This window comes from Variovorax sp. Varisp36, assembly GCF_047304235.1.
Classification (GTDB): domain Bacteria; phylum Pseudomonadota; class Gammaproteobacteria; order Burkholderiales; family Burkholderiaceae_C; genus Variovorax.
This window is the reverse complement of the sequence record NZ_JBGLYU010000023.1, coordinates 1-25,252: the sequence shown is the minus strand read 5'-3', so window position 1 is coordinate 25,252 and position 25,252 is coordinate 1. Positions and strand designations below refer to the sequence as shown.

Annotated in this window: 30 protein-coding genes; 10 read left to right on the top strand and 20 right to left on the bottom strand. The window is 64.6% G+C overall.

Annotated elements, in window-relative coordinates; translation table 11 throughout:
• Positions 1-91: 91 nt before the first annotated feature.
• Positions 92-499, top strand: a complete 408-nt coding sequence (locus tag ACCD11_RS15395) for a GlcG/HbpS family heme-binding protein (protein ID WP_007830736.1) — start codon at positions 92-94, stop codon at positions 497-499.
• 181 nt (positions 500-680) lie between these two features.
• Here the strand turns inward: ACCD11_RS15395 and hemP are convergent, their stop codons facing one another.
• The 13 genes from hemP to bfr form a co-directional block, all read right to left on the bottom strand.
• Entirely contained in the window at positions 681-893 is a 213-nt protein-coding gene (gene hemP / locus ACCD11_RS15390) for a hemin uptake protein HemP (RefSeq protein WP_007830738.1), read from the bottom strand.
• Between the two features lie 93 nt (positions 894-986).
• On the bottom strand, positions 987-1,400 hold the full coding sequence (locus tag ACCD11_RS15385; RefSeq protein WP_413314522.1) for an ExbD/TolR family protein: 414 nt from the start codon (positions 1,398-1,400) through the stop codon (positions 987-989).
• A 5-nt stretch (positions 1,401-1,405) separates the two neighbouring features.
• The gene (locus tag ACCD11_RS15380; RefSeq protein WP_007830742.1) at positions 1,406-2,119 is read right to left on the bottom strand and encodes a MotA/TolQ/ExbB proton channel family protein; all 714 of its coding nucleotides are present in this window, start codon (positions 2,117-2,119) and stop codon (positions 1,406-1,408) included.
• A gap of 22 nt (positions 2,120-2,141) precedes the next feature.
• The gene (locus ACCD11_RS15375; RefSeq protein ID WP_413314521.1) at positions 2,142-2,780 is read right to left on the bottom strand and encodes an energy transducer TonB; all 639 of its coding nucleotides are present in this window, start codon (positions 2,778-2,780) and stop codon (positions 2,142-2,144) included.
• A gap of 125 nt (positions 2,781-2,905) precedes the next feature.
• The gene (locus ACCD11_RS15370; protein WP_413314520.1) at positions 2,906-3,178 is read right to left on the bottom strand and encodes a bacterioferritin-associated ferredoxin; all 273 of its coding nucleotides are present in this window, start codon (positions 3,176-3,178) and stop codon (positions 2,906-2,908) included.
• 116 nt (positions 3,179-3,294) lie between these two features.
• Positions 3,295-3,975 carry a Fe2+-dependent dioxygenase gene (locus ACCD11_RS15365; RefSeq protein ID WP_413314519.1) on the bottom strand — a complete coding sequence of 227 codons (681 nt, stop codon included), beginning with the start codon at positions 3,973-3,975 and terminating at the stop codon, positions 3,295-3,297.
• A gap of 47 nt (positions 3,976-4,022) precedes the next feature.
• Positions 4,023-6,419, bottom strand: a complete 2,397-nt coding sequence (locus ACCD11_RS15360) for a catecholate siderophore receptor Fiu (protein WP_413314518.1) — start codon at positions 6,417-6,419, stop codon at positions 4,023-4,025.
• A 231-nt stretch (positions 6,420-6,650) separates the two neighbouring features.
• Positions 6,651-8,012, bottom strand: a complete 1,362-nt coding sequence (locus ACCD11_RS15355; RefSeq protein WP_413314517.1) for a sulfite reductase subunit alpha — start codon at positions 8,010-8,012, stop codon at positions 6,651-6,653.
• Positions 8,009-9,013 (bottom strand): FAD:protein FMN transferase, encoded by a 1,005-nt coding sequence (locus ACCD11_RS15350; RefSeq protein ID WP_413314516.1) that lies wholly within the window; start codon positions 9,011-9,013, stop codon positions 8,009-8,011. The genes ACCD11_RS15355 and ACCD11_RS15350 overlap by 4 nt, the downstream gene beginning before the upstream one ends.
• Positions 9,014-9,030: 17 nt before the next feature.
• Positions 9,031-9,840, bottom strand: coding sequence for a DUF4198 domain-containing protein (locus tag ACCD11_RS15345; protein WP_413314515.1), 810 nt, complete (start codon positions 9,838-9,840; stop codon positions 9,031-9,033).
• Between the two features lie 51 nt (positions 9,841-9,891).
• Entirely contained in the window at positions 9,892-10,392 is a 501-nt protein-coding gene (locus ACCD11_RS15340) for a DUF2271 domain-containing protein (RefSeq protein ID WP_371127353.1), read from the bottom strand.
• Between the two features lie 65 nt (positions 10,393-10,457).
• On the bottom strand, positions 10,458-11,102 hold the full coding sequence (locus ACCD11_RS15335) for a PepSY-associated TM helix domain-containing protein (RefSeq protein ID WP_413314574.1): 645 nt from the start codon (positions 11,100-11,102) through the stop codon (positions 10,458-10,460).
• Between the two features lie 124 nt (positions 11,103-11,226).
• Positions 11,227-11,703 (bottom strand): bacterioferritin, encoded by a 477-nt coding sequence (gene bfr / locus ACCD11_RS15330; RefSeq protein ID WP_007830763.1) that lies wholly within the window; start codon positions 11,701-11,703, stop codon positions 11,227-11,229.
• Positions 11,704-11,965: 262 nt separating this feature from the next.
• On the opposite strand from bfr, the gene ahpC reads away from it, so the two are divergent.
• Together ahpC and ahpF are read left to right on the top strand one after the other, a co-directional pair.
• On the top strand, positions 11,966-12,529 hold the full coding sequence (gene ahpC / locus ACCD11_RS15325) for an alkyl hydroperoxide reductase subunit C (protein WP_007830764.1): 564 nt from the start codon (positions 11,966-11,968) through the stop codon (positions 12,527-12,529).
• A gap of 89 nt (positions 12,530-12,618) precedes the next feature.
• Complete coding sequence (ahpF, locus tag ACCD11_RS15320; RefSeq protein ID WP_413314514.1) at positions 12,619-14,190, top strand: alkyl hydroperoxide reductase subunit F; 1,572 nt, start codon at positions 12,619-12,621, stop codon at positions 14,188-14,190.
• A 60-nt stretch (positions 14,191-14,250) separates the two neighbouring features.
• Here ahpF and ACCD11_RS15315 read toward each other — a convergent pair whose 3' ends face one another.
• The gene (locus tag ACCD11_RS15315) at positions 14,251-15,072 is read right to left on the bottom strand and encodes a pyruvate, water dikinase regulatory protein (protein ID WP_007830768.1); all 822 of its coding nucleotides are present in this window, start codon (positions 15,070-15,072) and stop codon (positions 14,251-14,253) included.
• A gap of 184 nt (positions 15,073-15,256) precedes the next feature.
• Here ACCD11_RS15315 and ppsA point away from each other — a divergent pair, with 184 nt between their 5' ends.
• The 7 genes from ppsA (at position 15,257) to dnaB (ending at position 21,446) form a co-directional block, all read left to right on the top strand.
• Positions 15,257-17,650, top strand: coding sequence for a phosphoenolpyruvate synthase (ppsA, locus tag ACCD11_RS15310; protein WP_007830770.1), 2,394 nt, complete (start codon positions 15,257-15,259; stop codon positions 17,648-17,650).
• Positions 17,651-17,815: 165 nt separating this feature from the next.
• Complete coding sequence (locus ACCD11_RS15305; RefSeq protein WP_413314513.1) at positions 17,816-18,292, top strand: hypothetical protein; 477 nt, start codon at positions 17,816-17,818, stop codon at positions 18,290-18,292.
• Between the two features lie 114 nt (positions 18,293-18,406).
• Positions 18,407-18,781 (top strand): 30S ribosomal protein S6, encoded by a 375-nt coding sequence (gene rpsF, locus ACCD11_RS15300; protein ID WP_007830775.1) that lies wholly within the window; start codon positions 18,407-18,409, stop codon positions 18,779-18,781.
• Positions 18,782-18,785: 4 nt separating this feature from the next.
• Complete coding sequence (gene priB, locus ACCD11_RS15295; RefSeq protein WP_007830777.1) at positions 18,786-19,100, top strand: primosomal replication protein N; 315 nt, start codon at positions 18,786-18,788, stop codon at positions 19,098-19,100.
• A gap of 21 nt (positions 19,101-19,121) precedes the next feature.
• Positions 19,122-19,403: a 30S ribosomal protein S18 gene (gene rpsR / locus ACCD11_RS15290; protein ID WP_007830781.1), complete on the top strand. Its 282-nt coding sequence runs from the start codon at positions 19,122-19,124 to the stop codon at positions 19,401-19,403.
• A 12-nt stretch (positions 19,404-19,415) separates the two neighbouring features.
• The gene (gene rplI / locus ACCD11_RS15285) at positions 19,416-19,868 is read left to right on the top strand and encodes a 50S ribosomal protein L9 (protein WP_007830783.1); all 453 of its coding nucleotides are present in this window, start codon (positions 19,416-19,418) and stop codon (positions 19,866-19,868) included.
• 171 nt (positions 19,869-20,039) lie between these two features.
• Positions 20,040-21,446 (top strand): replicative DNA helicase, encoded by a 1,407-nt coding sequence (gene dnaB, locus ACCD11_RS15280; protein ID WP_007830785.1) that lies wholly within the window; start codon positions 20,040-20,042, stop codon positions 21,444-21,446.
• Between the two features lie 9 nt (positions 21,447-21,455).
• Here dnaB and ACCD11_RS15275 read toward each other — a convergent pair whose 3' ends face one another.
• The 6 genes from ACCD11_RS15275 to ACCD11_RS15250 form a co-directional block, all read right to left on the bottom strand.
• Entirely contained in the window at positions 21,456-22,205 is a 750-nt protein-coding gene (locus ACCD11_RS15275; protein ID WP_413314512.1) for a helix-turn-helix transcriptional regulator, read from the bottom strand.
• Positions 22,205-22,336, bottom strand: a complete 132-nt coding sequence (locus ACCD11_RS15270; protein ID WP_413314511.1) for a hypothetical protein — start codon at positions 22,334-22,336, stop codon at positions 22,205-22,207. Before ACCD11_RS15270 ends, ACCD11_RS15275 begins: the two co-directional genes overlap by 1 nt.
• Entirely contained in the window at positions 22,333-22,782 is a 450-nt protein-coding gene (locus ACCD11_RS15265; protein WP_413314510.1) for a GyrI-like domain-containing protein, read from the bottom strand. Before ACCD11_RS15265 ends, ACCD11_RS15270 begins: the two co-directional genes overlap by 4 nt.
• An 11-nt stretch (positions 22,783-22,793) precedes the next feature.
• Positions 22,794-23,243: an EVE domain-containing protein gene (locus ACCD11_RS15260; RefSeq protein WP_413314508.1), complete on the bottom strand. Its 450-nt coding sequence runs from the start codon at positions 23,241-23,243 to the stop codon at positions 22,794-22,796.
• A 7-nt stretch (positions 23,244-23,250) separates the two neighbouring features.
• Complete coding sequence (locus tag ACCD11_RS15255; RefSeq protein WP_413314507.1) at positions 23,251-23,628, bottom strand: VOC family protein; 378 nt, start codon at positions 23,626-23,628, stop codon at positions 23,251-23,253.
• Positions 23,629-23,775: 147 nt separating this feature from the next.
• Positions 23,776-25,252: PhoH family protein (locus ACCD11_RS15250; RefSeq protein WP_413314506.1), on the bottom strand; the 1,477-nt coding region annotated here is incomplete at its 5' end.

The window sequence follows — 25,252 nt, the reverse complement described above, 5'->3', positions numbered from 1 at the left end:
AAGACCGTATGCGGGGTGTTCCCAAGCCCAGAAGACACCCCTGGCGGCATGGCCGTTATGCTGTCGGGTTTTCACGAAACCAGAGCCCATCATGAAGACCAAGTCATTCCTCGAACTCGCCGACGTCAAGGCCGTGGCCGCAGCGGCCGAAGCCGAGGCCCTCAAGAACAACTGGGCGGTGACCATCGCCATATCCGACGACGCGGGCAACCTGCTCTGGCTGCAGCGGCTGGATGGCGCCGCGGCATTGTCTTCGCACATTGCGCCTGCCAAGGCCCACACGGCAGCCATGGGCCGGCGCGAAAGCAAGGTCTATGAAGACATCATCAACGGCGGCCGCACGGCGTTCCTGACGGCGCCTGAAGTGCAGGGCCTGCTCGAAGGCGGCGTGCCGATCGTCAAGGACGGCCACGTGATCGGCGCCGTCGGCGTGAGCGGCGTGAAGTCGAACGAAGACGCGCAGATCGCCAAGGCGGGCATCGCCGCCCTCGGCCTCTGAGTTTTTCTTCTGCACAAAGCAAAACGCCGACTTCGAGGTCGGCGTTTTCTTTTGGGTGCTTCAGCGTGAAAAAAAGCTTGGCTAGTCGGCGAACCGTTGGCTAGCAAAAAACGACCCTTCGGAGATGAATCTCCTCGAGTCGCCCCACGATGAAACTTGCGCGAAGGGCGGACTGGACGACCTACTTGGTCAGGATCAGCTTGCCGAGTTTGGTGGCTTGAAGCCGGTAGAGCGAGCCGTTATGCATGATGCCCACGGTCTTGCTTCCCTTCAGAAGCTCGGTGCTCTCGACCACTGGCGCCGGACGCATTGCCTGGATGGACGCATGACCGCCACCCGACTGGTCGAGCGAAGGATGGTTCAGGACAGAAAAGGCATTCGGTGTGGCTGGCATCTGGGTTTCCCTATCGAAGCGATGAGTTAATGATAATGATTCGCAATAAAAAGTCAATCGTCGCGATCGACTTTTTTGGCTTGCGATGTCAGATCACTTCGCTTCAGGCTCCGTGATGAAGCCAATCTTGCGCACGCCGGCTTCGCGGGCCTCCGACATCGCCTTGGCCACGCGCTCGTAGCGCACGGCCTTGTCGCCGCGGATGTGCAGCTCGGGCTGCGGTTCCTTGGCGGCTTCGGCGGCGAGGCGGTTGGGCAGCTCGCTGTCGTCGATCTTCTGTTCGTTCCAGTAGTACGAGCCGTCGGCCGTCACGCTGAACAGGATGTTCTGCGGCTTCGGCTGCTCGGGTTCGCTCGTGGCGCGCGGCAGGTCGATGTTGACCGCGTGCTTCATCACCGGCACGGTGATGATGAAGATGATGAGGAGCACCAGCATGACGTCGACCAGCGGCGTCATGTTGATCTCGTTCATCACCTCATCGGGTTCGTCTTGTGTACCGAAGGCCATGGCACTCAGCCCTTCTTGAGCGGAACCACGACGGCCTCGCTGCCGCTTTGAACGCGGGCGCCGGTCACGAAGTAGGCATGCAGGTCGTGCGCGAAGGCGTTGAGCTTGGTCAGCACGAACTTGTTGCCGCGCACCAGGGCGTTGTAGCCCAGCACCGCGGGGATGGCCACGGCCAGGCCCAGGGCCGTCATGATCAGCGCCTCACCGATCGGGCCGGCCACCTTGTCGATGGTTGCCTGGCCGACCGAGCTGATGCTCATGAGCGCGTGATAGATGCCCCAGACCGTGCCGAACAGGCCGATGAAGGGGGCGGTCGAGCCAACCGATGCCAGCACGGCCAGGCCGGTCTGCAGGCGGGCAGTGAAGGCGTCGATGCCGTTGCGCAGGGCGCGCGTGATCCAGTCGCTCACGTCGAGCGCGTCATGCAGATGGGCCTTGGTGTTGCGGTGGTGCGCTGCTGCCTCTCGGCCTTCGAGGGCAAGCGCACGGAACGGGTTGCTATCGTCCTTGCCGAGCTTGTTCAGCGCGGTGGCGAAGTCTTCGCTGTGCCAGAAGTCTTGCGAATGCTTGGCGAGGCGCTTGTATTTGATGACGTCGAGCGCCTTGACGATGATGACGATCCACGACGCGAGCGACATGCCGATCAACAGTACCGCGACGGCCTTGGTGACGAAGTCGCCCTGATGCCAGACGTTCATCAGGCCAAATTGGGAATCCATACGAAGTTGCTCCAGAGAAAAATTAGTTCAGGACGTAGTTGACGGGGGCGTCATAGGACATGGCCTGCACCACGCCGTTGATCTTGCCGGGCACGAAGCGGCATTTCATGATGTATTCGACCGCGGCTTCGTCGAGGCGATCGAAACCGCTGGATTTCTTGACCTCGGCACTCTTGGGCAGGCCGTCGACGCCGACGAGCACCCGCACGATGACCTTGCCCTGCTCGCCGAGACGCTTGCTCATGGCGGGGTAGGTTGCCTTGGGGTTTTGAAGGTAGTCGGCGTTGCTCGAGGGCATCTGCACGGCTGGAGGCGCAGGGGGCGCAGGTGGTGGCGCGAGCGGCGTCGGCGGAGCGGGAGGTGCCGGCGGCGTTGCCGGAGGCGGTGGTTCCGTGGTGCCAACGGGCGCCTGGGGCGCCGGCGTGGGCTTCGGCTCGCGGATCGCCTGGGGCCGCGGCGGAGGCGGATCTGACTTCGGCTTCGGCGGCTCGACGAACTGGCTCAGTATTTCGACTGGAATCACCACCTCGGCGGCGCGGCGGAGCAACCCGCTCTGCAGCGCCCAGAGCGCAGCCGCGTGGAACAGGATGACACCGCCGGCAATGACGACATTGCGCGAAAGGCCGAGGACGGAAGGGGGGGGAGCAAAGCGGTCAGACACGATCAACCATTCGAATACGGGCACCGCGAAAGGTGCCCCGATTTCAGCAAAACCGCTACGAAGACAACACTTGCGCCAGTTGCGCTACTTGCGAAAGATCCACCAGACCGAGCCTGCAACCAGGATCAGGCTGCCACCGAGTGTCGAGAAGAGTTCCATGCCTTGCTTTCCTTGATGGAGTTGGCAAGCTGGATCGCCCTCGGACCTGATTCGCAGCTCAGCGCGGCGACCGGATGCGAAGCGCTGCACTGCGCGACGATATCTCGCGCACACCCCTCACATTGGCCACACTGGGTGGCCACGCCAAGTTCGAACTGAACCTCGTCGAAAGTCATGCCGGCCCGCACGTGGCGTGCGATTTCTCGGTCGGAGACTCGGCGGCAGACGCAAACGATCATGGCTGTGAAAGCGGCAGTTGGCTGGCTGTTGGATTTGCTTGATTATAAATAAGAATCCGTCGCATTCACAATAACCATGTGTTACTGATTCATGCAAGTGAGCCAGATCCCTGGATTCAGACTTCGGACCAGAGCCGAAGCAGGTTGTGGTAGTGGCCGGTCAGCGCCACGGTTTCCTCGCCTTCGCCGAAGCGCGCACGAAGTTTCTGGATGTTCTGGTCGAGTTCGAACAGCATGCCGCGCTGCTGGTCGCTGCGCACCATGCTCTGCAGCCAGAAAAACGAACAGATCCGCGCCCCCCGGGTCACGGGGTGGACGCGGTGCAGGCTGCTGGCCGGATAAAGAATGAGGTCGCCGGCCGGCAGCTTCACTTCGTGCGAGCCATAGGTGTCGATGACCTCCAGCTCGCCGCCGTCGTAGTCCTCGGGGTCGCACAGGAAAAGCGTGCACGACAAGTCGGTGCGCAGTTGCTGGTTGACGCCGGGCAAGGCCCGCACCGCACCGTCGACATGAACGCCGTAGTGCTCGCCGCCCTCATAGCGGTTGAACAGCGGCGGCACGAAGCGCAACGGCAGCGCGGCCGAGAAGAACAGAGCGTGCCGGGCCAGCGCGGCCAGAACCGTGTTGCCGAGCTGCCGGCCCACGGGGGACTGCTCCGGCAGCTGGCGGTTGCGCTTGACCTGTGCGCCTTGTGCTCCGACCGTCTCGCGGCCGTCGGTCCATTGCGTGGCGTCGAGAGCGGAGCGCATTTCGCGCACCTGATCGGGACTCAGCACATCGGGCACATGCAGCATCATTTTTCCGGATCTCCGCAATGAGAAAAGCCTCGGCGCGCGCAGGACTGTCAGAACGCGAAGTTCGCGGTGATCTTCGCCGAGCGCGGCGTGCCCGGCGTGTAGCGGTAGCCGCTCTTGTTGATGGCCGCCACGTAGTCCTTGTCGAACAGGTTGTACAGGTTCAGCTGGATGTCGATGTTCTTGTTGATGCGATAGGACGCCATCGCATCGACCACCCAGTATGAATCGACGTAGGCCGGCGTTCCCACCGCGCTGTCGGCGCCGCGCTGCAGCTTGCCGTTGTAGCGCGCGCCGCCGCCGATGGTCAGGCCGAACGGAAACTGGTAGGTGGTCCAGAGCGTGAAGGCCTTCTTCGGCGTGTAGGCGAGGGCGGTCGATCCATCCGCCAGCACCGAGGCGCCGCTCAGCACGCGGGTGTTCATGGTGGTGAAGCCCGAGCTCACGCCCCAGTTGTCGGTCAGTGCGCCCGACAGGCCCAGCTCGGCGCCCTGCACGCGCTTCTTGCCGGTCTGGAAGTACTGCTGCGAGACCGTGTCCTGCACGACTTCGTTGCTCACGTCGGTGCGGTACAGCGCTGCAGTCAGCGCCACGCGCTTGTTCATCACGTCCCACTTGGTGCCGACCTCGTAGGTCTTGGCCTTCTGCGGCAGGAAGTCGGTTCGCCCGGCGCTGTTGCCGGTGCCGCCGGCGGCCAACTGGAAGTTGGCGCCGCCCGGCGGCTGCGCGGCGGTGCCGTAGGCTGCGTAGATGCTGCTGTTTGCGGTCGGCTTGTAGACCAGGCCGATCTTGCCGGAGAGCAGGTTGTCCGACAGTTTCAGGTTGGTCGGCGTGATCGTCGAGGTCTGAGGGTCGTTGCCGGTGCGCGCCAACGTCAGCGCGGTGGCGTTGTATGTGGTCGAGTAGTGGTCGTAGCGCAGGCCGGCGGTCAGCTGCCACTGCTCGTTGAACTTGAGCGTGTCGAAGGCGTAGAGGCCGATGGTGTCGGTGCTGCCGTCGGCCCCCGTTCCGTTGGCGATGCGGTTGTAGCCGCTCACGTACGGATTCGGGTTGTACAGGTTGGCGACAGGCCACGAGCCGGCCGCGGCCAGCGTGGTGCCCACGCTCGGGTAGCCCGCGGCGTAATAGTTGTTGGCGCGCTGCGTCTCGCGGACGAACTCGAGGCCGCCATTGAACGAGTGGCCGATGCTGCCCGTGTTGAACTTGGCCGACACGCTCGTCTGGTTCGTGAAGATCGTGTTTTCCTGGTCCTTGTTGGTGGGCAGGTTGCGCGTGATGGTCCAGCTGGCGGGAATCGTCGGGATGACCGTGTTGATGAAGCCCGCGTTCGCGGCCGGCAGCTGGCCGCCGCCGCTTGCCGATGCCGTGAGGCCGCCGCCCGTGAACGACGTCAGCATGTAGTCCTGCGAGGTCTTGCCGTAGCGGGTGGTGTTGCGGATGGTGATGTCCGGCGTCAGGTCGTGCTCGATGCGCGCGGTGAACATGTCGGCCTTCACGTTGTCGAAGTCCGAGCTGGTGCCGTAGAAGTTGCTCGAATCCACGCGTGCGGCGGAGTTCAGGTAGGTGCGGCGCGCCAGGCCTCGCGTGATCGCGGTGGCATCCGGCGTGCTGTAGCCCGGCAGGCCGATGGTGGGTACGCCGCCGTCGGGAATGTTGTTCTGCTCGACGTGCAGGTAGTCGAGGAAGATGCGCGTCGGGCTGTTCAACCCGAGGGCCAGCGACGGAGCGATGGCCGTGCGCTTGTTCTTGACGAAATCGCGCCCGGCAACGCCGCCGTCTTCGGTCACCGCGTTCAGGCGGAAGGCCGCGCCGATGCCGTTGGCACTGCTCAGCGACTTGTTCCAGTCGACGCTGCCGCGCTTGAAGTCTGCGCTGCCGAAACTCATCGAACCCAGGAAGCTGTCTTCGAGCTTGGGCTTCTTCGTGACGAGATTGATGTAGCCGGTAGGCGAGGTGCGGCCTACGTCGGTGCCCGATGGGCCCTTCACGACCTCCAGCTGTTCGATGTTGAACACGTCGCGCGACACCGAGCCCAGGTCGCGGATGCCGTCCACGAAGATCGCGCTCGAGCTGTCGAAGCCGCGCATGAAGACGGCGTCTCCCGTGTTGGTGTTGCCGTTTTCCCCGAGGAAGAAGGTGCCCACGCCGGGCGTGTTGCGCAGCGCCTCGGTCAGCGTGGTTGCGCCTTGTTCGCGGATGATCTGTTCCTTGATGACCTGGATGGTCTGGGGCGTGTTCACCAGCGGGGCCGTGAACTTGGGATTCGACGAGTTGTCGGCCTTGTAGTCGGCGGCGGTGGTGTCCTGCACCCGGACTTCAGGCAGTGCACCGCTCGACTGGGCGAGGGCCGCCGGGGCTGCGATGGCTATCAGTGTGGCGGCGGCAGCGCTCGAAAGGTGTGGAACGGCGCGCACAACGGTGTGTTTGCGGCTCTTGATGTAGGCCATGAAGTTTTCTCCGGAAAGGACGGGCGTCAGGACTCGACTGGCGATGTCTTGGCGGCCTGCGTTCTCCGGGAGAAGCGGGGCGGACTGGCTGGGTGAGTCGATTTGCAAAGTGCTTGTAAATCGTCTTAAATGATATTGCTTCTCAATACGGAAGTACGCAACCAAAACCGTATTAATTCAAAAGTCATCTCGGTTTGTTGCTGACATGCAACTGGTGCGGCCGCGAGGGGCTCAGTAGACATCGCGGCGATAGCGTCCGCTTGCCGCCAGCTCGCTCATCAGCGTCTCGCCAGCGACCTGCCGCAATGCGGCGTCGACACCGGACGCCATGCCCTGCAGGCTTCCGCAGACGTAGACAGCCGCGCCGCCGTGCAGCCACCGCAGCAGGGTGTCGGCCGACCGCAGCAACCGGTGCTGGACGTAGAAGCGCTCCGCCTGATCGCGCGAGAACACCATGTCGAGCCGCTGCAGCACGCCGCCGGCCTGCCAGGCTTCGATTTCTTCTCGGTACAGGAAATCGTGCGCGGCTTGGCGTTCGCCGAACACCAGCCAGTTGTCGTGCCTGCCCGCGGCGGCACGGGCTCGCAGATGGGCGCGCAGTCCGGCCAGCCCGGTGCCGTTGCCGATGAGGATCAGGGGTCGCGTCTCGTTGCCGTCCAGGCGGAAACCCCGATGGGGCCGCAAACGCAGCGCGACCGTGTCGCCAACGCTGAGGGTGGAGGTGAGCAGCCCCGATGCCGCTCCCAGCGTGCCGTCGGGATGCTGCTCCTGTCGGACGAGCAACTGCAATTCGCCGTCGGCGTGCACGGATGCGATCGAGTAGTCGCGCGGGCGTGCCGGATCGCTCGCCGTGGCCACCTGCGCCAGGTCGCCCGACATCCAATGCGGCATCGCACCCATCTGCGGAACCAGTCCGAGATGGAACACCGGCGCACCGACGCTACCAAGATTGAGCCGCTCGCGCGCAATGAGTCGCCACTGCGTGAAGCCGGTTGCCGCCCCTTCGATGCCTGCCGCCGGCGCGTCGCCCCATTGCGCGTGCCACGCAGCCAGCGCGGCAGGCTCGCTGTTGTCGACCTCGATGCGATCGAATTCGCGCGTGGCGCCCGTTGCAAGAAGCCACTCGTCGAGCGCGCGACCGAAGCCGCAGAAGCTGGCGTATTGACGATCGCCCAGGGCCAGTACGGCGTAGCGCAGCGAGGACAGCGCGGGCGGTGAATGCATGACGCGTTCGGCGAACACGCTGGCGCCATCGGGAGCATCGCCTTCGCCGTAGGTGCTGGCGATGAAAAGCGCGCGCCGCGCGGCGGTCAGCGTCGGGGCATCGAGCGCGTTGAGTTCCATCACGCGTGCCGGCGTGCCCGCCGCGCTCAATTGCCGTGCGGTCTGCCAGGCGATGGTTTCGGCCTGGCCGGTCTGGCTCGCGAACAGTACGAGGACGGGGGGCTCGCCGCTGCCTTCCGAAAGCGCTACCGCATCGCGCACGGCGGCCGCTTGCCGCCTGCGCTCGCGCAGGTAGACCGATGCGCAGAGCGCCGCATACGCAGCCACGGTGGAACCCGCGCCAAGTGCGCGCCAGCCAACGTCGTTCATGTCCCGGCCGGTGCGGGCCACGCGCGCGTAGCCCGCACAGCGGGCGATGCGTCGCCGCGGCTCACGAGCAGCGCGGCAATGTCGTGCCGCTGCGCGAAATCGAATCCTTCGTCCGGCCCCAGTACCGTCAGCACGGTGGCCAGTGCGTCGGCCTGCATGCATTCGGCGTGCAGCACGGTGACGCTGGCCAATGCATGGGCGGCCGGTTCACCGGTGCGCGGATCGATGGTGTGCGACCAGTTGCGCCCCTGGTGCGTGCGGCGGTGCCACCGATCGCCCGAAGTAGCGATCGCCATGTCGGCCAGCGCCACGCGCTGCGCCACGGCCGGGTCGCCGTCGACAAGCACCTGCCAAGGCTGGCCGCCGGGGCGTCGTCCGATGCCTCGCAGTTCGCCGCCGACTTCAAGGAGAAGGTCCGCAAGGCCGAGCGCGCGCAAGGCTTCGACGCCACAGTCGACCGCGAAGCCCTTGGCGATACCCGAAAGATCGAGCGCAACGCCACCCGGCTGCAGCAGCGAGCCATCAGCCGCATCGAACGCCAGCCGCGGCCAGCCGACGCGCGCACGCGCATCGGCCAGGACCTGCGCAGAAGGCAGGCCGCTTTCGTGTGCTTCAGGGCCGAAACCCCAGCAGGCGGCCAGCGGACCGATCGTCGGATCGATCGCGCCACCGCTGGCCGTTGCCCATCGGTCCGCACAGCGCATCACCTCGGCGAACTCCGCGGGCAGCACGTGGCGTGATCCGGCTGGCGCGCGGTTGAACCGGCTGATGTCGGAGTCCGGCTCCCAGTTGCTCATCTGCGTGACCACGCGGCCAAGCGCCGACTCGACCGCCGCGCGAACCTCCGCCAACGGCAGCATCCGCGGATTGTCGAAGCGCAGCGACCAGGTGGTGCCCATGGTCTGCCCGCCCGACTGCTGGAGCGTGGCGGGATCGGCGGCGCGTGGGACGGCCGCGTTGGCGTAGCCGCCAGCGCGCCAGGTGCTGAACGAAAGGCCCAAGGTGGTCGGCTGCCGCGTCAGGGCATCACTTCAAGGGTCGCCGCGTAGCTCAGGCGGCGTTCCTTGGCTTGCGGCACCGTGGTCTTGGTGTCCTTGGTGCTGGCGTCGAGCCAGTACATCCCGGCGGCTGGCCAGGTCACGCTGAACTGGCCCTTGTCGTCGGTCTTGAGCTTGATTTCCTCGAGCTTGTCGCGGTACTGGGTATTGCCTGCCGTCACGGTCACTTCGAGGCCCTTGGCGGGCTGGCCGTCGAGGTTCAGCGTGAAGGCGGCCTTCTCGCCCTTGACCAGGTCGGTCGGGCTGCCGGTGGAGATCAGTTCCAGCCCCTGGCCGACCGGCTTGAGCGCCGAAGGCTTGCCGACCGTCACGAAGGTCTCGATGCGGCCGGACGATTGGGTGATCGTCACCTCCTGGGCGTCGGCCGGGATCTCCTTGCCGATGCTTTCGGCCGTGCCGCGTGCGCGCTTGGCCTGGCCCGTGGCCTTGTCCTTCCAGCTCGCGAAGGCGCCGGCGTTGACCACCGCGATGCGGTAGGTCCCCGGTTGCGCCACGCTCACGTCGAATACGTTGCGCAGCTTGAGCCTGGCTTCGGTTTCGGGCTTGACGGTGCCGCCGTCGGGCGCGGTGATCTGCAGGCCATCGAGCCGCAGCGGCGCGTGGTTCGCGACGAACAGGTCGTTCGACACCGCGGCATCGACGGTCACGGTGTCGGCCTTGGAAAACACGGTGGACGAGGGCAGCAGCCAGGCGTTGTGCGCGTGGGCAAGCGAGGCGGCAGCCGCCAGGGCGATGGCGAGGGCGGCGGCGCGCAGTGTGAAGCGGGGCATGGCGGTTCCTTGATGTGGGCTGGCGGTGAGGCGGTAAAAAGGGGGCGCCGGTCAGGGCTTGAGTTCGAGCTTGATCTCGCCGAGCTCTTCCTTGCCCGTGGCGGTCGGTTGCGCCGCTGCCGTCGGGGGCCACTGGAAGGGAATGCTCACGACCTCGCGTCCGCCGACTTCGCGTGCGGCTTCCACCACGAGCTTGTAGGCACCCGGCGCGAGCTTGGGCATGGGGGCCGTGCCTTCCGTGAAGCTCAGCTGGTGCTTGCCGGCCGGCTTGGTCGCGCCCGTCACGCCATCGACCGGCACCGCGAGTTCGCGGCCGCCCCGGCGCCACCACTGGCGCATGTCCTTCAACCACTTCGTGCCTTCGCCCTCGGGGTTGTTGGTCTTGGTGCGCACGTCGTACCAGACGGCCAGCGTACCGGCAACGGTGTTGTCGGCGCGCTCGATCCAGGTCGCCACGTAGGGACGGTGGTACTCGGACACGTTCAGCCGCGGGATCTCGATGTTGACGGCCAGCCCCGACGCGAAGGCCGGGGCCGCGAACAGCGCCGACATGGCCAGCGGCGCGAGTGAATAGCGAACGTGCACGGGAAACCTCTTTTCCTGGATCGTTGAATGAATCAGTGAATGAACAGCAGCGCGAGCAGCGCCGGCACGACGAGCCCCATGCCCACCATCGGCCATGTGAACGGCCGGTTGCCCGCATGCATCTTGAGAATGAACAGGCCGGTGATCGAGAAGACCAGTGCGGCGCCCGCGAAGATGTCGATGAACCAGCTCCACGCGGCACCGGTGTTGCGGCCCTTGTGGAGGTCGTTGAAGTAGGAGAGCCAGCCGCGGTCGGTGCGCTCGTACTCGATCTCGCCGTCGGCCAGGCTCAGGCGCAGCCAGGCGTCGCCGCCAGGGCGGGGGAGCGAGAGATAAATTTCGTCGTCCGACCACTCGGCCTCGCGGCCCGCGGTACCGATGTCCCAGTGCTTCTGCACCCAGGCCTGCAGTTCGGCGGGCAAGGGCGCCTTTCCCTTGAGGGCCTTGGCGGCTGGCAACTGCTTTTCGAGTTGCGTGCGCAGGACTTCATCGACCGAACCGCTCAGCTTCGTGACGGCCGGCCGGGCCTCGATCTGCCCCGCGTGATTGAGCGTGAAGCCCGTGACGCTGAACAGAATCATGCCAATCAGGCAGATCGCCGAGCTCACCCAATGCCATTCGTGCAGGGTCTTGAGCCAGTAGGCTCGTCGGCGGGTGTCGGGGCGGGCGGCAGTCATCATCGAAGGCGCGGATTCTATCCGTGCAAATGAGAATGACTGCTATTCGCGATTGGTTAAGTTGCGTAAAGCAATAAAAAAACGGGACCGAAGTCCCGTTGATCGGCAGGCGCGAAAGCCTCGCTTATTCGAGTTCGCCCATCTGCGATTGCAGGTAGTTCTGCACCCCGACCTTGTCGATCAGGTCGATCTGGGTTTCGAGGAAGTCGATGTGCTCTTCCGTGTCGTCCAGGATTTCCTGCAACAGGTCGCGCGAGACATAGTCGCGCACCGATTCGCAATGCGCGATGCCGTCCTTGATGGTCGCTTGCGCGCCGGTTTCGGCGCCGAGGTCGCAGCGCAGCAGTTCCGGCACGTCTTCGCCAATGTTCAGCTTGCCCAGGTCCTGCAGGTTCGGCAGGCCGTCGAGCATGAAGATGCGGTCCATCAGCTTGTCGGCATGCTTCATCTCGCCGATCGATTCCTCGTATTCCTTCTTCGCCAGCTTGTCCAGGCCCCAGTGCTTGAGCATGCGGTAGTGGAGGAAGTACTGGTTGATTGCAGTGAGCTCGTTCTTGAGCTGCGCCTGCAGATGTTCGATGACCTTGGGGTCGCCCTTCATGATCGTTTTCCTTGTTCTGAAAGAGGGGATTGTCCGGTTCCTCTGAGGGCCCGCGCAAGCATTCCCCTGCGCAGTCGGTCTGCATGCGTACGAGGGTGATAGGCGTTCGTATTCGGGCGGGCAACGAAGGCGAGGACACCTTTGTTTTTCATAGGCCGCACCGATGTTGTTGATAGCTCAATGCTATTAATGTGTCTTATTTGGTAGTTATACTCATGACTCGCACTTAATTTTGTCCACCCGAAGCATCCAAGGAATCACCATGTCCCTGATCAACACCCAAGTCCAACCCTTCAAGACCCAGGCCTACCTCAACGGCAAGTTCATCGATGTGTCCGACGAGACGCTCAAGGGCAAGTGGTCCGTGCTGATCTTCATGCCGGCGGCCTTCACCTTCAACTGCCCGACCGAAGTCGAAGACGCGGCCGACAACTACCCCGAGTTCCAGAAGCTGGGTGCCGAGGTCTACATCGTGACCACCGACACGCACTTCTCGCACAAGGTCTGGCACGACACGTCGCCGGCCGTCGGCAAGGCCAAGTTCCCGCTGGTGGGCGACCCGACCCACACGCTGACCAACGCTTTCGGCGTGCACATCCCCGAAGAAGGCCTGGCACTGCGCGGCACCTTCGTGATCAACCCCGAGGGCATCATCAAGACCGCCGAAGTGCACTCCAACGAAATCGCCCGCGACGTCAAGGAAACCCTGCGCAAGCTCAAGGCAGCGGTCTACACCGCCGCCCACCCGAACGAAGTCTGCCCGGCCAAGTGGAATGAAGGCGACAAGACCATCGCACCGTCGTTCGACCTCGTCGGCAAGATCTAAGCGTCCCGCGCGAAAGCCCGGGCGCTCACGAGGCCCCGGGCTTTTTCGTCCCCAGTTGATAGTTTTCAGTTATCGAAAGAGAGTCCCTCATGCTCGACGCCAGCACCAAAGCCCAATTGAAGAGTTACCTCGAACGCGCCACGCAGCCGATCGAGATCGTTGCCTCGCTCGACGACGGCAAGGCCTCGGGCGAGATGCTGTCGCTGCTGAAGGACGTCGCCGAAGCCTCGCCCCTGGTCAAGCTGACCGAAAGCCGAGACGACAACCACCGCAAGCCCTCGTTCTCGGTCAATCGCCCGAGCGAAAACCACGGTCCGCGTTTTGCCGGCCTGCCAATGGGCCATGAATTCACTTCGCTGATCCTTGCCTTGCTGCAGATCGGCGGCTATCCCCCGAAGGTCGAGCAGGCAGTGCTCGACCAGATCAAGGCGCTCGACGGCGATTTCGAGTTCGAGATCTACGTCTCGCTCACCTGCCACAACTGCCCCGACGTGGTCCAGGCGCTGAACCTGATGGCAGTGCAGAACCCGCGCATCCGCACCACCATGATCGAAGGCGGCACCTTCCAGGACGAAGTGAAGGAACGGCAGGTGATGGCCGTGCCGACCGTGTTCCTCAACGGCACCGAGTTCGGCCAGGGCCGCATGAGCCTGGAGGAAATCCTCGCCAAGATCGACACCAGCGGCGTCGAGCGCGAAGCGAAGAAGATTGCCGCCAAGGATCCGTTCGACGTGCTGATCGTCGGCGGCGGTCCTGCCGGCGCCGCTGCGGCTGTGTACGCGGCGCGCAAGGGCATCCGCACCGGCGTGGCCTCGGAGCGCTTCGGCGGCCAGGTGCTAGACACGCTGGGCATCGAGAACTTCATCTCGATCAAGGAAACCGAAGGACCGAAGTTCGCGCATGCGCTCGAGGAACATGTGCGCGACTACGACGTCGACATCATGAATCTGCAGCGTGCCAAGGCGCTGGTGCCCGGCAACGGCCTGATCGAAGTGCAGCTCGAAAGCGGCGCCTCGCTCAAGAGCAAGTCGGTCATCATCTCGACCGGCGCGCGCTGGCGCAACATCAACGTGCCCGGCGAGCACGAGTTCAAGAACAAGGGCGTGGCCTATTGCCCCCACTGCGACGGCCCGCTGTTCAAGGGCAAGCGCGTCGCGGTGATCGGCGGCGGCAACTCGGGCGTCGAAGCGGCAATCGACCTGGCCGGCATCGTGGGCCACGTCACGCTGATCGAGTTCGACACGGCCCTGCGCGCCGACGCCGTGCTGCAGCGCAAGCTCCAGAGCCTGAAGAACGTCGACGTCTTCACCAACGCGCAGACCACCGAGATCACCGGCGACCAGAAGGTCAACGGCCTGGTCTACAAGGACCGTGCGACGGGCGAGCTGAAGAAGGTCGAGCTTGAAGGCGTGTTCATCCAGATCGGCCTCGTGCCCAATACCGACTGGCTCAAGGGCACGGTCGAGTTGTCGAAGCACGGCGAGATCCTCGTCGACGCGCGCGGCCAGACCTCGGTGCCCGGCGTGTTCGCGGCAGGCGATGTGACGACCGTGCCGTTCAAGCAGATCATCATCGCGGCCGGCGACGGCGCGAAGGCGGCGCTCGGTGCGTTCGACCACCTGATCCGCACTTCGGCGCCCGCCGCGCCGGCGGCTGCCTGACCGGCTGCCCGATGCAAGAAGGGGGCATCGCAAGTCGATGGCCCCCTTTTCTTTGAAGTCTCAGTAGTTCAGCCGCTCCGGCCGCAGTTCCTGCAGGATCGTCGTCGCGATCTCCTCGATCGACTTGGTGGTGGTCGACAGCCAGCGGATGCCGGCGCGTCGCATCATCGCCTCAGCCTCGCTCACCTCGTGGCGGCAGTTCTCGAGGCTGGCATAGCGCGAATCGGGGCGCCGCTCGTTGCGGATCTCGCTCAGGCGCTCGGGCTGGATCGTCAGGCCGAAGATTTTCTTGCGGTGCGGCATCAGGGCCGGCGGCAGCTGGCGGCGGTCGAAATCCTCCGGAATCAGCGGGTAGTTGGCGGCCTTGAGGCCGTGCTGCATCGCCAGGTAGAGCGAGGTGGGCGTCTTGCCGCTGCGGCTCACGCCAACCAGGATCACGTCGGCGCCCTGCAGGTCGCGGTTGCTCTGGCCATCGTCGTGCGCCAGGCTGAAGTCGATGGCCGCGATGCGGGCGTTGTATTCCTTGCTCTTGCTGACGTCGCTGAAGCGGCCGATGCGGTGGTTCGACTTCACGGCCAGTTCGATTTCCAGGGGCCGCACGAAGGTGCCGAACATGTCGAGCAGCATGCCCTTGCAGCCGGTTTCGATCACTTCCAGCACGTCCATGTTGGCCAGCGTGGTGAAGACGATGGGGCGGACACCCTCGATTTCGGCGGTGTGATTGATCTGCCGCACCGCCTGGTGTGCCTTGTCGACCGTGTCGGTGAAAGGCAGCCGGACATGGCGCGGTTTCATCTCGAACTGGGCCAGAACGGCGTTGCCGAAGGTCTCGGCGGTGATGCCGGTGCCGTCGGAAATGAAGAAAACAGTGCGTGTATGCATGGTCTTGCGGCCTTGTCCTGCGGCGCGCGCGACCTTGCCACGCCTACAATCCGGGCCATTATCGGGAATCCGCTTTCCCAACCCCAATTCTTTCCATGCACACCGCGCCCGCACCCAAAGCAACGACAACGATCGTGCCGCGCCGTCTGCATGCGGCACCGGTTTCAACTTCTGGAGCTTTCCCATGTCTGCACTTTTCGACGCGACCGCCCTGGTCGTACCGTTTGAAAACCTGAGAATGACCGACGTCGAGGCGGTTGGCGGCAAGAACGCCAGCCTCGGCGAAATGATCTCGCAGCTGCCGCAGGGCGTGCGGGTGCCGACCGGTTTCGCGACCACGGCCCACGCATTCCGACAGTTCCTGGCCCACGACGGCCTGGCCGACAAGATCAGCAAGCGCCTCGCCGCGCTCGACACCGAAGACGTGCGCGCGCTGGCCGCCGCCGGCGCCGAGATTCGCGCCATGGTCGAGGCCCAGCCTTTCCCGGCCGACCTGCAAAAAGCCATCGGCGAGGCCTTCGCCACGCTGAGCGCCGGTAACCCCGCCGCCTCATTTGCCGTGCGTTCCTCGGCCACCGCCGAAGACCTGCCCGACGCCTCGTTCGCCGGCCAGCAAGAGACCTTCCTGAACGTCGTCGGCATCGACGACGTACTGCACAAGATGAAGGAGGTGTTCGCCTCCCTCTACAACGATCGCGCCATCAGCTACCGCGTGCACAAGGGCTTCGAGCACGACGTGGTCGCGCTGTCGGCCGGCGTGCAGCGTATGGTGCGTTCCGACCTCGGCGCCGCCGGCGTGATGTTCACCATCGACACCGAATCGGGCTTCGAAGACGTGGTGTTCATCACCTCCAGCTACGGCCTCGGCGAAACGGTGGTGCAGGGCGCCGTGAATCCTGACGAGTTCTACGTCCACAAGCCGACCCTCAAGGCCGGCAAGAAGGCCGTGATCCGCCGCAACCTCGGCTCCAAGCTGATCCAGATGGAATTCGCCACGCCTGAAGAGAAAAAGGCGAGCGGCAAGCTGGTGAAGACCACCGACGTCAAGGCGGAGCAGCGCAACCGCTATTCGCTGAGCGACGCCGACGTCGAGCAGCTCGCCAGGTACGCGCTGGTCATCGAAGAACACTATGGCCGTCCGATGGACATCGAGTGGGGGAAGGACGGCACCGACGGCCAGCTCTACATCCTGCAGGCGCGCCCCGAGACGGTGAAGAGCCAGCAGCAAGGCAAGGCCGAGCAGCGCTACAAGCTGCTGGGCAAGGGTGCCGTGCTGGCCGAAGGCCGTGCCATCGGCCAGAAGATCGGCACCGGCCCCGTGAGGCTCGTGCACAGCATCAGCGAAATGGACAAGGTACAGGCCGGCGACGTGCTCGTCACCGACATGACCGATCCCAACTGGGAGCCTGTGATGAAGCGCGCCGCCGCCATCGTCACCAACCGTGGCGGGCGCACCTGCCACGCGGCCATCATCGCGCGCGAACTGGGCATTCCGGCCGTGGTCGGCTGCGGCGACGCGACCGATCTGCTGAAGGACGGCACGCTGGTGACCGTGAGCTGCGCCGAGGGTGACACCGGCTTCATCTACGACGGCCTGCTCGAGACCGAAGTGACCGAAGTGCAGCGCGGCGTGATGCCCGAGATCGACCTCAAGATCATGATGAACGTGGGCAACCCGCAGCTCGCCTTCGACTTCGCGCAGTTGCCGAACCACGGCGTGGGCCTGGCCCGCCTGGAGTTCATCATCAACAACAATATCGGCGTGCATCCGAAGGCAATCCTCGACTATCCGAACGTCGACAACGACCTGAAGAAGGCCGTCGAGTCGGTGGCGCGCGGCCACGCCTCGCCGCGCGCGTTCTACGTCGACAAGGTGGCCGAAGGCATCGCGACCATCGCGGCCGCGTTCTGGCCAAAGCCCGTCATCGTGCGCCTGTCCGACTTCAAGTCGAACGAGTACCGCAAGCTGATCGGCGGCAGCCGCTACGAGCCGGAAGAAGAAAACCCGATGCTGGGCTTCCGCGGCGCCGCGCGCTACCTGAGCGCCGATTTCGGCGAAGCCTTCGCGATGGAATGCGAAGCGCTCAAGCGCGTGCGCAACGACATGGGCCTGACCAACGTTCAGATCATGGTGCCCTTCGTGCGCACGCTGGGCCAGGCCGAGCGCGTGACCGGCCTGCTCGCCGAGCACGGCCTGAAGCGCGGCGAGAACGAACTCAAGCTGATCATGATGTGCGAGGTGCCGAGCAATGCCATCCTGGCGGATGAGTTCCTGCAGTACTTCGACGGCTTTTCGATCGGCTCGAACGACCTGACCCAGCTCACGCTGGGCCTGGACCGCGACTCGGGCCTCGAACTTCTGGCCGCCGACTTCGACGAGCGCGACCCGGCCGTCAAGGCGATGCTGAGCCGTGCCATCAAGGCCTGCAAGGATCAGGGCAAGTACGTCGGTATCTGCGGCCAGGGCCCCAGCGACCATCCGGACTTCGCACTGTGGCTGGCGGAGCAGGGGATCGAATCGATCTCGCTGAATCCCGACAGTGTGATCGACACCTGGCAGCAGCTCGCCAAGCGCTGACCCGCAAAAGGCATTGGGCCATGTGCCCGCCGCGCGACAGACTGCGGGAATCCCCACAGGGGGATTTCCCGCGTCTGCTTGGTGTCATTGAAACAAGATGCGTTTCCGATGTCAGACTTGCGGCTTAACGGGGGCGCATCCCGGCAGCTCGCGGGGGACACCATCATGATTCTTGTAAAGACAGACGCCGGCCAGCAGGTTCTCAAGGATCGCTCGGTGCCGCTCACGCCGCGCCAGCGATCGGCGTTCATCCTGTTCGACGGCAAGCGCTCGGTGGATGACGTGATCGCCGCCGGCATGGGCATCACCGCGGAGGACATCAACCAGATGATGGAACTGGGCGTGCTGGCGCCGGTGGGCGGCAAGCCTGCGGCGACGCCGGCCGGGGAGGCCGCGGCCCCCGAAGTTCCGAAGCCGGCTGCGGATGCTGCTGGCTCCGGGCGCAGCAAGCAGCAGCGGTACAAGGACGCCTATCCGATCGCCACGCAACTCACCGGCAGCCTGGGCCTGATGGGTTTCCGGCTCAACCTGCAGGTCGAGGGCACCACCAGCTACGAGGACCTCGTGGCGCTGGCGCCGAAGATCCGAGCCGCCGTCGGCCCTGAGAAGGCCGCGGCGCTCGACAAGGCCCTCAACGACTGAATTCTTGCCGGGATGGCCGATACAGGGCTATAATCGCCGGCTTTGCCTTGCCACACTGCGCCCGACGCTGCAGGTGGCTTTTCCTCTTCTTCGGAAGAATCCACAAGGAGTGCCATGCGTCACTACGAAATCATTTTGCTGATCCACCCGGATCAGAGCGAACAAGTTCCGGCCATGCTGGAGCGTTACAAGGGCCTGATCACGGCCGGCGGTGGCAAGGTCCACCGCGTTGAAGACTGGGGCCGCCGTCAGCTGGCCTACCAGATCAACAAGCTCAACAAGGCTCACTACCTGTGCGTCAACATCGAAGCTGAACAAGCCGTGATGGGCGAACTGGAACACGCGTTCAAGTTCAACGATGCCGTGCTGCGTCACCTCACCGTCCAGAAGAAGAAGGCTGAAACCGGTCCTTCGTCGATGATGAAGACGGTCGAGCGCGAAGAAGCCCGCAAGGCCCAGCAGGCCGAATACGCCGCCAACAACAACTGATGGCGTGACTGCTGCCGCTACGGCAACCGGGGTCAACCAGCTTCTGCTGACCGCCTCCGTTGCCGAACTCGGAGCCCTGCGATACACGCCAGCCGGCTTGCCCGCCATCGATCTGAAGCTCGAACACGAGTCGACGCTCCAGGAGGCAGGCAAACCCAGGCAGGTGAAGACGGCCCTCAAGGCCGTTGCCTTCGGCGCCATCGCCGAACGGCTCGCAAGACAGTCGATGGGAAGTCTCTGGCGTTTTCAGGGCTTCCTGGCGACACCGGGCAACGGCAAGCATCCGGTCCTGCATATCCAGGATTTTCAGCAAGATTAATTTTCGACAAGAGGTCCCCAAATGGCCACGTTCAAGAAATTCAACAAAGACAAGCGCCCGAAGCGCAACACCCAGTCGCTGCTGTTCAAGCGCAAGCGCTTCTGCCGCTTCACCGTCGCTGGCGTCGAAGAAATCGACTACAAGGACATCGACACGCTGCGTGACTTCATCAGCGAAAACGGCAAGATCATCCCCGCACGCCTGACCGGCACGCGCGCGATCTACCAACGCCAGCTGAACACCGCCATCAAGCGCGCGCGCTTCCTGGCCATGGTGCCGTACAGCGACCAGCACCGCGTCTAAGGAGCCGAGACCATGCAAATCATTCTTCTGGACAAGGTTCTCAACGTCGGCGGCCTGGGCGATATCGTCAAGGTCAAGGACGGCTATGCACGCAACTTCCTGATCCCGACGGGCCGCGCCCGCCGTGCTACCGCCGCCAACAAGGCTGAATTCGAAGCCAAGCGCGTCGAACTCGAAAAGGCTGCGGCTGCCAAGCTGGCCGAATCGCAAGCCCAAGGCGAAAAGCTCGGTGGCACGACCGTCAAGCTGACGCAAAAGGCTGGCGTCGACGGCCGTCTGTTCGGCTCGGTCACCAACGGCGACATCGCCGAAGAACTGGGCAAGCAAGGCTACAAGGTCGCCAAGTCGCAAGTGCGCCTGCCCAATGGCCCGATCAAGGTTGTTGGCGACAGCACCGTGAGCGTTGCGCTGCACACCGACGTGGTGGTCGACATCACCGTGACGGTCTACGGCGAAACCGCCTGATCGTCCACGGCGCCTCAGTGCGCTGCAGCAAAAGCCGCCTTCGGGCGGCTTTTCTTTTTCTGCGCTCGGGTTATCCAGTCGATTGCACTGGAAGATCACTGTTTATTCACAACCTTGTCCACACGCGCATCCGCGTGCGCGGCTTAGCATGCAGGGTTGCAAGGGAAGTCCATGTCCGCCGTTTTCTCCTATGCCGACAATGACCCGTCGGCCGATCGCCAAGTCGCTCAACTGCGCATTCCGCCTCACTCCATCGAGGCCGAATCGAGCGTGCTCGGCGGCCTGCTGCTCGACAACGGCGCCTGGGACCGAATGGGCGACCTGCTGGTCGACGGCGACTTCTATCGCCACGAGCACAAGCTGATCTATGCCGCCATCGGTGGGCTGATCAATGCCAGCAAGCCGGCCGATGTGATCACGGTCTACGAGCAACTGCAGAACCTCGGCAAGGCCGACGAGATCGGCGGGCTGGTGTATTTGAACTCGCTCGCGCAGTACGTGCCCAGCGCGAGCAACATCCGCCGCTATGCAGAAATCGTGCGCGAGCGCTCGATCCTGCGCAAACTTGTCACCGCCAGCGACGAGATTGCGACCAACGCTTTCAACCCGCAGGGCAAGGCGGTCGACAAGATCCTCGACGAGGCCGAGCAGAAGATCTTCAACATCGGCGAAGAAGGCACGCGGATGAAGCAGGGCTTCCAGAGCATGGATTCCCTGGTGGTCGAGCTGCTCGACCGCGTGACCGAAATGGCCGAGAACCCGAACGACATCACGGGCATTCGCACCGGCTTCCACGACTTCGACAAGATGACCTCCGGCCTGCAGCCGGGCGACATGATCGTGCTGGCTGCGCGTCCATCGATGGGCAAGACCTCGCTCGCGATCAACATCGCCGAGCACGTGGCGCTCGAGGAGGGTCTGCCGGTGGCGGTGTTCTCGATGGAAATGGGTGCCTCGCAGCTCGCGGTGCGTATCGTCGGCTCCATCGGGCGCATCGACCAGGGTCACCTGCGCACCGGCAAGCTCAGCGACGAGGAATGGCCGCGCCTCACCGAAGCCATCGAGAAGCTTCGCACCGTGTCGCTGCACATCGACGAAACGCCGGGCCTGTCGACCAGCGAACTGCGTGCCAACGCGCGCCGGCTTGCGCGCCAGTACGGGCGCCTTGGCCTGATCGTGGTCGACTACCTGCAGTTGATGTCGACCAGCAGCTCGGGCGACGAGAACCGCGCCACGGCCGTGGGCGAAATCTCGCGCGGCCTGAAGATGCTGGCCAAGGAACTCAAGTGCCCGGTGATCGCGCTGTCGCAGCTCAGCCGAGGCGTGGAAAGCCGCACCGACAAGCGCCCCATGATGAGCGACCTGCGCGAATCCGGCGCCATCGAGCAGGACGCGGACATCATCATGTTCATCTACCGCGACGACTACTACAACAAGGAGTCGAAGGAGCCGGGTGTGGCCGAGGTGATCATCAGCAAGCACCGCAACGGCCCGACCGGCACCGTCAAACTGGCCTTCCTGAAGCCGATCACCAAGTTCGAGAACCTCGTGGGCTACAGCAACAACGACCAGTATTGACGCAGCGCGTCAGCCAACGTTGCCGCCAGGCCGGGGCAGCGAGGCCGGCGGCTTCTGCTCTATCGTCTTGCCGTGCGCCGTCTCGGCCTTCACCTGGCGCAGCAGGTCGGCCAGCGTCTTGCCGGGTTCGTCGCGAAAGCGCTCGGGCAGCATTTCGATCGTGTCCATGCGGTCCAGGCGAAAGCCGCGGAAGTCGTTGCGCAGCTCGCACCAGGTCGAGAGCGTCCAGACCTTGCCCCAATAGAAGCAGCCGAGCGGCCGAACCGTGCGTTCGCTCGCATCGCCCGACACATCGTGGTAGCTCAATCGCAACTTGTTGTGCGACTGCACCGCCTCGCGCAACGTCTGCAGCCGCGTGCGCAGCGTGTCGTCCAGGCCCATCGCAGGGGCATAGAGTGCCAGCGCCTCGGCCGAGACGCGTGCCGCCGGTGGCAGCACCGACAGGATCTTGCCCAGCCCGCTCTCGATGTCGCGCGCCAGCGCCGGATCGACCCAGCTCTGCGCGAGCCGCGCCGCGGCCATCAGTGCCGAGGCTTCGTCCTGCGTGAACATCAGCGGCGGCAGTTCGAAGCCCGCGCCCAGCCGATAACCCACGCCGGCCTCGCCCTCTATGGGCACGCCTTGGTGCTGCAGGTCGGCCACGTCGCGGTACACCGTGCGCTCCGACACCTCGAGGCGCTGCGCCAGGAACGCAGCCGTGGTGAGCCGGCGTCCGCGGATGAGCTGCACGAGTTGGAAGAGGCGGTCGGCGCGGCGCATCAGCGGGTTTCGGTGAGCTTTTTCGCGAAGCCTTCGACGAAGCAGCGCTTGCCGCGCTGTACGGCCGCCCCGACGTTCAGCAGATGAAGGCGGCCGGCCAGCCGGGTGCGCCGGTTTTTCCTGATGCTCATGAAACTCCGATGTGGACCGCCACCCTGTCTGGCCCTTCGTAGGCTTCGAAATCGCTGCGGTAGCTGCGCGCGATTTCCGGGTGAGCCTCGAAATACTGCCAGATGCGCTGCCAGGTGGCGATGATCATCTGCGGCATCTTGCCCTGGCCGGTGAACACGAGGTAGTCGCCGGCCTCGATGGCAAGGCTGCCTTCGCCGCCCGAGACGGCGACGCCCGTCGTCACGTCGAAGGCGCCGCGGGCGTCCGACTCGTAGGCCGAATAGACGCCGAAGAGGCGGACGTCAGCGGTGCGGTGCGGCGTCGACTCGTATGTCTGTTCGCCGAAGAACCGATCCCACAGTGCGCCGATGCGGGCCGTTGCGGGATCGTTCTCTTCATGGTTGGTAGTGCGGGCGGTGAGGCCCGCGACGCGGAAGGCGTCCAGGTGTTGGCGGATGGGTTCCATGGGGCTTGTTCTCAAAGTGCCAGCGTCTTCGGATCGGCCTTCATGGCCCGGGCGATCAGCTTCATGTCGGCATCGGTGACGTCGAACATGCCAAAGCGAAACTTGTAGCCCCATTGCCTGGGGCTCTCGATGAAGGCCAGGCGCTCGATCAATGGCGCGATCGGCGCCTCCTGCCCGGCCGTGTAGGCCACGTCGCGGCGCCACGGCACGAAGCCGTCGCCCATGTCGAACTCGTAAGGTTCGCCGGGCTGCACGACGCCGATCGACACGAAGCTCTGCAGCTTGTCCGTGCCGCCGAACACTGTGGCCGGCGAGTAGTAGACAACGCGGTCGCCCGCCGCAACCCGCTTGAGCGGCGCATGCTTGCCATGGCCGACCTGCATGAAGCCGAGCGGCCGGTGGTCGCGGCCGCGCCGTGCATGCTCGGCGCTGGCCACGGCGATCCAGTTGCGTTGCGTCATGGCGGAATCACTCCAGGGAGTGCAGGCCGACTTCGTTGCCTTCGGTGTCGCGCAGGTGGGCGATGAAGCCCATGCCAGGCGGCAAAGCGGACTTGGGCGCCACGATCTGGCCGCCGGCCGCCTCGACCCGCGCGAGCACGGCGTCGATGCTGGGCATGCAGTCGAGGTAGATGCGGATGCCTGTGCCGGCGCGCGCGCTTGCGTTGGCGCCGGCCTGCAGGGCGCCGCCGGTGGCGGGATCGTCGTAGGGGAACACGGCCAATGTCTGGCCGCCGAAGTTCTCGCGGCGCAGCTTGCGGGCCAGCACGGTTTCGTAGAAGGTTTGCGCACGGTCCATGTCGACGACGGGGATCTCGAACCAGCTGATGGCGTTCTGCTTGTACATGGGTGTTCTTTCGCGTGGTTGAAGGAGCCCCGATGGTGCGGACCGGCTCCTGACAGCGTCTTGTCAGTAGGCTGTCATCGCAGGCGAAAAAATGCCCGCGATGCCCCTGGGGGCACACGCGGGCTCTTGTCGGCCAGGAGTCGCGGCTTAGAGCACGTCGCTCGCGAAATCCGCCAGCCGCGAGCGTTCGCCGCGCGCCAGCGTGATGTGCCCGCCGTGCGGCCAGCCCTTGAACTTGTCGACTGCGAAGGTGAGGCCCGAGGAGCCTTCCGTGAGGTACGGCGTGTCGATCTGAGCGAGATTGCCCATGCAGATGATCTTGGTGCCTGGGCCGGCACGGGTGATCAGCGTTTTCATCTGCTTGGGCGTGAGGTTCTGCGCCTCGTCGATGATCACGTACTTGTTGAGGAAGGTGCGCCCGCGCATGAAGTTCATGCTCTTGACCTTGATGCGGCTGCGGATCAGCTCGTTGGTGGCCGCGCGGCCCCACTCGCCGGCGCCGCCGCCGTCGCCCTTGGCCAGGAACTCGAGGTTGTCGTCGAGCGCCCCCATCCAGGGGCCCATCTTTTCTTCTTCGGTGCCGGGCAGGAAGCCGATGTCTTCACCCACGCTCACGGTGGCACGGGTCATGATGATCTCGGTGTAGCGGCGGTCGTCGAGCACCTGCGTGAGGCCGGAGGCCAGCGCCATCAGGGTCTTGCCGGTGCCGGCGGTGCCGGTCAGCGTGACGAAGTCGATCTCCGGGTCCATCAGCAGGTTCATCGCGAAGTTCTGCTCGCGGTTGCGCGTGTTCACGCCCCAGACCGCGTTCTTGCCCGAGCTGTAGTCCTTCAGCGTCTTGAGTACCGCGGTCTTGTCGCGGATCTCGGTGACGCGCGCGTACATGCTCGGCTCGCCCGGTGCCTCGAAGAAGACAAACTGGTTGATGTACAGGTTGGGCACCAGCGGACCGCTGATCCTGTAGAAGGTGTTGCTGCCGCTCTGCCAGCTTTCGACCGTCTTGCTCTGGCGGGTCCAGAAGTCGGGCGGCAGCGCCAGCGAGCCGGCGTACAGCAGGTCGCCGTCTTCCAGCGTCTTGTCGTTCTGGTAGTCGTCGGCGGCCAGGCCCAGCGCACGCGCCTTGACGCGCATGTTGATGTCCTTCGACACCAGCACCACTTCCTGCTTCGGCTTGCCCGGCCGGTCCTTGGCGTACTCGTCGCGCAGCGCGTGCACCACACCGAGGATCTGGTTGTCGGCCTTGCCTTGGGGCAGGCTGATCGGCAGCGAGTAGTCGAGCGGAGCGGTCTGGAAGAACAGCCGGCCGCCGGCTTCGCGGTGGCCGGTGGTGTCGAGCTTCAGGCCCTTGTCGATGTCGGCATCCTGGGCGCCAGCGAGCGCGTCGAGCGTGCGGCTGGTCTGGCGGCCGTTGCGCGCGACTTCGGTGGTGCCTTTCTTGTGGCCGTCCAGCTCTTCCAGCACGATCATCGGCAGGAAGATGTCGTGCTCCTCGAAGCGGAACAGGCACATCGGGTCATGCAGCAGCACGTTCGTGTCGAGCACGAACAGCTTGGCGGGGCCGGTGGACTTGCTGCGTTTGGGCCGTGCCGGTGCCTGTGCCTGTGGCGCCGGGGCGGGGGCAGGG

Excerpts from the sequence above, each read along its gene's own strand:
- rpsR (WP_007830781.1), top strand. The coding sequence starts at position 19,122 with ATGGCCACGTTCAAGAAATTCAACAAAGACAAGCGCCCGAAGCGCAAC.
- bfr (WP_007830763.1), bottom strand. The coding sequence starts at position 11,703 with ATGAAGGGCGACCCCAAGGTCATCGAACATCTGCAGGCGCAGCTCAAG.
- ACCD11_RS15365 (WP_413314519.1), bottom strand. The coding sequence starts at position 3,975 with ATGATGCTGCATGTGCCCGATGTGCTGAGTCCCGATCAGGTGCGCGAA.
- ACCD11_RS15360 (WP_413314518.1), bottom strand. The coding sequence starts at position 6,419 with ATGGCCTACATCAAGAGCCGCAAACACACCGTTGTGCGCGCCGTTCCA.
- ACCD11_RS15340 (WP_371127353.1), bottom strand. The coding sequence starts at position 10,392 with ATGTCGGCGCTGTTCGCGGCCCCGGCCTTCGCGTCGGGGCTGGCCGTC.
- dnaB (WP_007830785.1), top strand. The coding sequence starts at position 20,040 with ATGTCCGCCGTTTTCTCCTATGCCGACAATGACCCGTCGGCCGATCGC.
- ACCD11_RS15260 (WP_413314508.1), bottom strand. The coding sequence starts at position 23,243 with ATGACGCAACGCAACTGGATCGCCGTGGCCAGCGCCGAGCATGCACGG.
- ppsA (WP_007830770.1), top strand. The coding sequence starts at position 15,257 with ATGTCTGCACTTTTCGACGCGACCGCCCTGGTCGTACCGTTTGAAAAC.
- ACCD11_RS15335 (WP_413314574.1), bottom strand. The coding sequence starts at position 11,102 with ATGACTGCCGCCCGCCCCGACACCCGCCGACGAGCCTACTGGCTCAAG.
- ahpF (WP_413314514.1), top strand. The coding sequence starts at position 12,619 with ATGCTCGACGCCAGCACCAAAGCCCAATTGAAGAGTTACCTCGAACGC.
- ACCD11_RS15270 (WP_413314511.1), bottom strand. The coding sequence starts at position 22,336 with ATGAGCATCAGGAAAAACCGGCGCACCCGGCTGGCCGGCCGCCTTCAT.
- hemP (WP_007830738.1), bottom strand. The coding sequence starts at position 893 with ATGCCAGCCACACCGAATGCCTTTTCTGTCCTGAACCATCCTTCGCTC.
- ahpC (WP_007830764.1), top strand. The coding sequence starts at position 11,966 with ATGTCCCTGATCAACACCCAAGTCCAACCCTTCAAGACCCAGGCCTAC.
- ACCD11_RS15345 (WP_413314515.1), bottom strand. The coding sequence starts at position 9,840 with ATGCCCCGCTTCACACTGCGCGCCGCCGCCCTCGCCATCGCCCTGGCG.
- ACCD11_RS15305 (WP_413314513.1), top strand. The coding sequence starts at position 17,816 with ATGATTCTTGTAAAGACAGACGCCGGCCAGCAGGTTCTCAAGGATCGC.
- ACCD11_RS15275 (WP_413314512.1), bottom strand. The coding sequence starts at position 22,205 with ATGCGCCGCGCCGACCGCCTCTTCCAACTCGTGCAGCTCATCCGCGGA.
- ACCD11_RS15395 (WP_007830736.1), top strand. The coding sequence starts at position 92 with ATGAAGACCAAGTCATTCCTCGAACTCGCCGACGTCAAGGCCGTGGCC.
- ACCD11_RS15315 (WP_007830768.1), bottom strand. The coding sequence starts at position 15,072 with ATGCATACACGCACTGTTTTCTTCATTTCCGACGGCACCGGCATCACC.
- ACCD11_RS15385 (WP_413314522.1), bottom strand. The coding sequence starts at position 1,400 with ATGGCCTTCGGTACACAAGACGAACCCGATGAGGTGATGAACGAGATC.
- ACCD11_RS15380 (WP_007830742.1), bottom strand. The coding sequence starts at position 2,119 with ATGGATTCCCAATTTGGCCTGATGAACGTCTGGCATCAGGGCGACTTC.
- rplI (WP_007830783.1), top strand. The coding sequence starts at position 19,416 with ATGCAAATCATTCTTCTGGACAAGGTTCTCAACGTCGGCGGCCTGGGC.
- ACCD11_RS15265 (WP_413314510.1), bottom strand. The coding sequence starts at position 22,782 with ATGGAACCCATCCGCCAACACCTGGACGCCTTCCGCGTCGCGGGCCTC.
- ACCD11_RS15370 (WP_413314520.1), bottom strand. The coding sequence starts at position 3,178 with ATGATCGTTTGCGTCTGCCGCCGAGTCTCCGACCGAGAAATCGCACGC.
- ACCD11_RS15355 (WP_413314517.1), bottom strand. The coding sequence starts at position 8,012 with ATGAACGACGTTGGCTGGCGCGCACTTGGCGCGGGTTCCACCGTGGCT.
- ACCD11_RS15255 (WP_413314507.1), bottom strand. The coding sequence starts at position 23,628 with ATGTACAAGCAGAACGCCATCAGCTGGTTCGAGATCCCCGTCGTCGAC.
- rpsF (WP_007830775.1), top strand. The coding sequence starts at position 18,407 with ATGCGTCACTACGAAATCATTTTGCTGATCCACCCGGATCAGAGCGAA.